Below are 4,032 nucleotides of genomic sequence, written 5' to 3'. Positions count from 1 at the left end.
ACGCGAAAGAACGCCAACCCACGCTGATCGAGCACATCCACGGTTTCAACCCAAACCTCCATATAACGCGGGGCGGCCAGACCTACGTACCAACTGTTGTAAGGCAACTTCGGGGGGGAGGGTGGTCTAGGCCCGCTGGCGCAGACACTTAGGCTTAATAACAGACCGATCAACAGGCCTAGACGCTGCGCGTGTTTACCAGGTGCCATAGGGAATACCGTGCTGGTCGATATAGGCCTGAGCCTCAGGATTCGGCGCCCGGTAATAGATACCGTTGCCGTTCAGATAGGGTCCTTGCGGTTCGATCTCAGCCTGAAAGCGCCCAACCTCCTTGAACCCCAGGCAAGCCCCTCCCACCCAGACCTTGACGATCCCACCGGGGGCCATACCCAAGGTGATCGAGTCTCGATAGTCGTCCTTCCATTTTTTGGAGCCTTGGCAAAACACCCGCTCCGGCTTGACCATCTCATCGCGTACCCACTGCGGAATCGGGATTCTGATCCTGTAGGCTTGCGGCTCCACGAGTGATTGCCAGCGCAGGAAGATCCGTTCCGGCAGATCAACGTTATTTACGGGCTTCATCGCTCCGCCTCCCTTGTGCCAGCCTTCTGGCTGGCGGGTGTAGCCGGCGACCCCGCCATGTACACGAAAGAACGCCAACCCACGCTGGTCGAGCACATCCACGGTCTCAACCCAGACTTCCATATGGCGCGGCGCGGCCAGACCTACGTACCAACTGTTGTAAGGTAACTTGGGGGGAGCCGGTGGTTTAGGCCCGCTGGCGCAGGCACTCAGGCTTAATAGCAGACCGATCAACAGGCCTAGACGCTGCGCGTGTTTACCAAGTGCCATAGGGAATACCGTGCTGGTCGATATAGGTCTGAGCCTCAGGATTCGGCGCCCGGTAATAGATACCGTTGCCGTTCAGATAGGGTCCTTGCGGTTCGACCTCAGCCTGAAAGCGCCCAACCTCCTTGAACACCAGGCAAGCCCCTCCCACCCAGACCTTGACGATGCCACCGGGGGCCATGCCTAAGGTGATCATCTTTCGATAATCCTCCCTCCACTCTTTGGAGCCTTGGCAAAACACCCGCTCCGGCTTGACCATCTCATCGCGCACCCACTGCGGGATCGGGATTCTGATCCTGTAGGCTTGCGGCTCCACCAGCGATTGCCAACGCAGGAAGATCCGTTCCGGCAGATCAACGTTGTTGATCGGTTTCATTTTTCCCCCGCCGTTGTGCCAACCCTCTGGATTGCGGGTGTAGCCGGCGACCCCGCCATGTACACGAAAGAACGCCAGCCCACGCCGGTCGAGCACATCCACGGTCTCAACCCAGACTTCCATATGGCGCGGGGCGGCCAGACCTACGTACCAACTGCTGTAAGGCAACTTGGGGGGAGCTGGTGGTTTCGGCCCGCTGGCGCAGGCACTCAGGCTTAATAACAGACCGATCAACAGGCCTAGACGCTGCGCGTGTTTACCAAGTGCCATAGGGAATACCGTGCTGGTCGATATAGGCTTTGTTCTCGGGTTCTATCGGCACGTATTTACCGTTGCTCTTGCCTCTATAAGGTCCTAGAGCCTCGACCTCAGCCTGAAAGCGCCCAACCTCCTTGAACCCCAGGCAACCCGCTCCTACCCAAACCTTGACAATGCCACCAGGGGCCATGCCCAGCGTTATTCTGTTGCGATAAAGCGTTACGTTTTCCTGGTCCGCCGCGCAAAACACCCGCTCCGGCCTGACCATCTCATCGCGCACCCATTGCGGGATCGGGATTCTGATCCTGTAGGCTTGCGGCTCCACCAGTGATTGCCAACGCAGGAAGATCCGTTCCGGCAGATCAACGTTATTTACGGGCTTCATCGCTCCGCCTCCCTTGTGCCAGCCTTCTGGCTGGCGGGTGTAGCCGGCGACCCCGCCATGTACACGAAAGAACGCCAACCTACGCTGGTCGAGCACGTCCACGGTCTCAACCCAAACTTCCATATGGCGCGGGGCGGCCAGACCTACGTACCAACTGTTGTAAGGCAACTTGGGTGGGAGCTGGCTGGTTTCGGCCCGCTGGCGCAGGCACTCAGGCTCAATAGCAGGCCGGCCAGCAGGCTTAAACGCTTCATTGGGGATAACCCTTCTGCGGCAGGTTGGGATAGACATTACGGACGTTATTCGGCGCTGGCTTGCTGACCAGCAAGCCCTTACTGGGCGTCCAGTGGGCGGACTGGTGGATATAGCGGCCACGCAGCAAACGCTCCTGGTCGGGGTCGAGGCTGACTTCGATGCCTCCCAGTGTCTGATCCAGGATGTGCGCGGCGATAGGTTGCAGCTCATCTGGAAGGGCCAAGTCAGGTCGTGCGTCTAGGTTCTTGAAAGGCACACCATGGCGCACGCCTAATTCACGCATCAAGCGCAACCCAATCAAGGCCAACTCGCCACGCACTGGCCGGTCAAGCTCAATTGTCAACAGGTAATCCTGCTCGTCGCTCTCCGGACCGCCACGTGGTGACCGGGGTATTGGCCAGCTCTTGATCTCGATACTGCCGTCGCCGGCCAGACCACGGGCGCGCAGGGCCAACACCTGAGCACGAGTTTGCGCCCACAACGGATGCGTCTGCACCGGACGCTGGGCCGCCAGGGTGATTCGTCGCGGCGCAATCAACCAGACTCGTTCACGCGCACGCGGCAAGTAACCCCCACCAATGTCGGAGTGAACACCGGGCAAGCTGATTTGCTGGTGGCCGTGCAGCACGCTATTGAGTGCAAAATTGAGGCGGTGCTCGTCGCGGGCATGCAACTGGATGACCTGGCGGGCGCAGCCCGGTGGCAGATACAGATTGACCCCTGGGTTATTGGCATCCGTTGGACTTAGGTCGCCACGCGCAACGGCTGCAATAGCCGCAACGGTGTCGAACAGACCGACCAGGTTAAGCTTGATATCCACCACCGGGTCGAAACTCGCCAGCAGGCCAAAGCGTCCTCCTTGCAGCAACTCGCCAAACACGCCCCGACCCGGTTTGAGCAGTTCGTTGGCACAGTGTCGGGCGGCGGCGGCACCACGACTGAAACCGAATATGTCGAACTCTATACGGCGGATAGAGGTGTCAGGATTGGATTGCCGAAAGAGATCAAGCTGCTCCTTGACTAATTCCGGTGCCTGCTCAACCCGCGCCACCACTCCGGTTTCACCCCGCCCCAACCCCTGACCGTAAAGTGAGTCCTTGTCTCCACTACGAGTCCCTATGCCCTCCAGGTAGACACGCAGATAACCAATCTCTGCCTCGGGAGGAAGACCATCGACGGCATGGTCTGGATACAAGTCATACAGATAAGCCACATTACTGGGCGCATTGCCGTAACTATTATCCGGCGCAGCGTTGAAGGCACTCCCGTCGAACCCATCAAAACCGTACCGCTCGCACTGTTGGATAATGCTTTCCAGTTCGTCGTGGTCGAACAGTGTCAGGTCTTCGCGACGGCATTGTTCAGTGGCTGCCGAATTGGCCAGGTTGTTGCCGGTGCCATCGAAGAATAGGCCCAGGCGCAGGGTAATGCCGTCGAGTTCTTCCTCTTCTTCCTCTTCTTCCATGTCGTAGATCAACGAGAGCTTTTCGGGCGTCGCAGTGTAGACACGCTGGGTAAAACCCTGGCTGTCAGTCGTTCCCCTCCAAACCTTTCCAGAGGCTGCGGTGATCTTGTAGGGCGTATCTGCCAGTACCTGTTCCTCATCGTTGGCGAATATCTGGAACTGCTCGTGGAACTCAAGCGGTGGATCGATGATCGCCGGCAGTGTCGCGATCCCTGCAACCCGTGGGGCTTTGCTCGGGAAGTATTCAAAGTGCGCGGACTTGAGGGTGTAGTCACCTACCGTGCCCGATTCGACACCGCAGGGCTCGAGGGTGAGGTAGCTGCCGCCGCCATTGAGGGTGATTTTCTTTTTCGCGACGATACGGATTTCGTCTTCAGTGCTGGTGATGCTCAGCCCCTGCCGGGCCAGCAGTTCCAGCGTGGCGTTTTGGGCCTGGACACTTAC

Annotated in this window: 4 protein-coding genes and 1 pseudogene; all 5 read right to left on the bottom strand. The window is 58.8% G+C overall.

What is annotated here, in order from left to right:
* A pseudogene (locus tag AWM79_RS24055) lies at positions 1 to 209 on the bottom strand (DUF2931 family protein); the annotation flags it as partial.
* Positions 196 to 852 carry a DUF2931 family protein gene (locus AWM79_RS01415; RefSeq protein ID WP_082712562.1) on the bottom strand — a complete coding sequence of 219 codons (657 nt, stop codon included), beginning with the start codon at positions 850 to 852 and terminating at the stop codon, positions 196 to 198. The pseudogene AWM79_RS24055 and the gene AWM79_RS01415, both read right to left, overlap by 14 nt.
* Positions 839 to 1,495, bottom strand: a complete 657-nt coding sequence (locus AWM79_RS01410) for a DUF2931 family protein (protein ID WP_082712561.1) — start codon at positions 1,493 to 1,495, stop codon at positions 839 to 841. Before AWM79_RS01410 ends, AWM79_RS01415 begins: the two co-directional genes overlap by 14 nt.
* Positions 1,482 to 1,991 (bottom strand): DUF2931 family protein, encoded by a 510-nt coding sequence (locus AWM79_RS01405; protein ID WP_060781974.1) that lies wholly within the window; start codon positions 1,989 to 1,991, stop codon positions 1,482 to 1,484. The genes AWM79_RS01410 and AWM79_RS01405 overlap by 14 nt, the downstream gene beginning before the upstream one ends.
* 127 nt (positions 1,992 to 2,118) lie before the next feature.
* On the bottom strand, positions 2,119 to 4,032 hold a 1,914-nt coding region (locus tag AWM79_RS01400), incomplete at its 5' end, for a T6SS phospholipase effector Tle1-like catalytic domain-containing protein (RefSeq protein ID WP_060781973.1).

Source organism: Pseudomonas agarici, from assembly GCF_001543125.1.
GTDB classification, from domain to species: Bacteria; Pseudomonadota; Gammaproteobacteria; order Pseudomonadales; family Pseudomonadaceae; genus Aquipseudomonas; species Aquipseudomonas agarici.
The sequence above is the reverse complement of the archived record's forward strand: the minus strand, read 5'-3'. Positions and strand labels throughout refer to the sequence as shown.

What these genes read in the sequence shown, in the direction of transcription:
- AWM79_RS01415 (WP_082712562.1), bottom strand. Translation starts at nt 852, where the DNA reads ATGGCACTTGGTAAACACGCGCAGCGTCTAGGCCTGTTGATCGGTCTG.
- AWM79_RS01410 (WP_082712561.1), bottom strand. Translation starts at nt 1,495, where the DNA reads ATGGCACTTGGTAAACACGCGCAGCGTCTAGGCCTGTTGATCGGTCTG.
- AWM79_RS01405 (WP_060781974.1), bottom strand. Translation starts at nt 1,991, where the DNA reads ATGGAAGTTTGGGTTGAGACCGTGGACGTGCTCGACCAGCGTAGGTTG.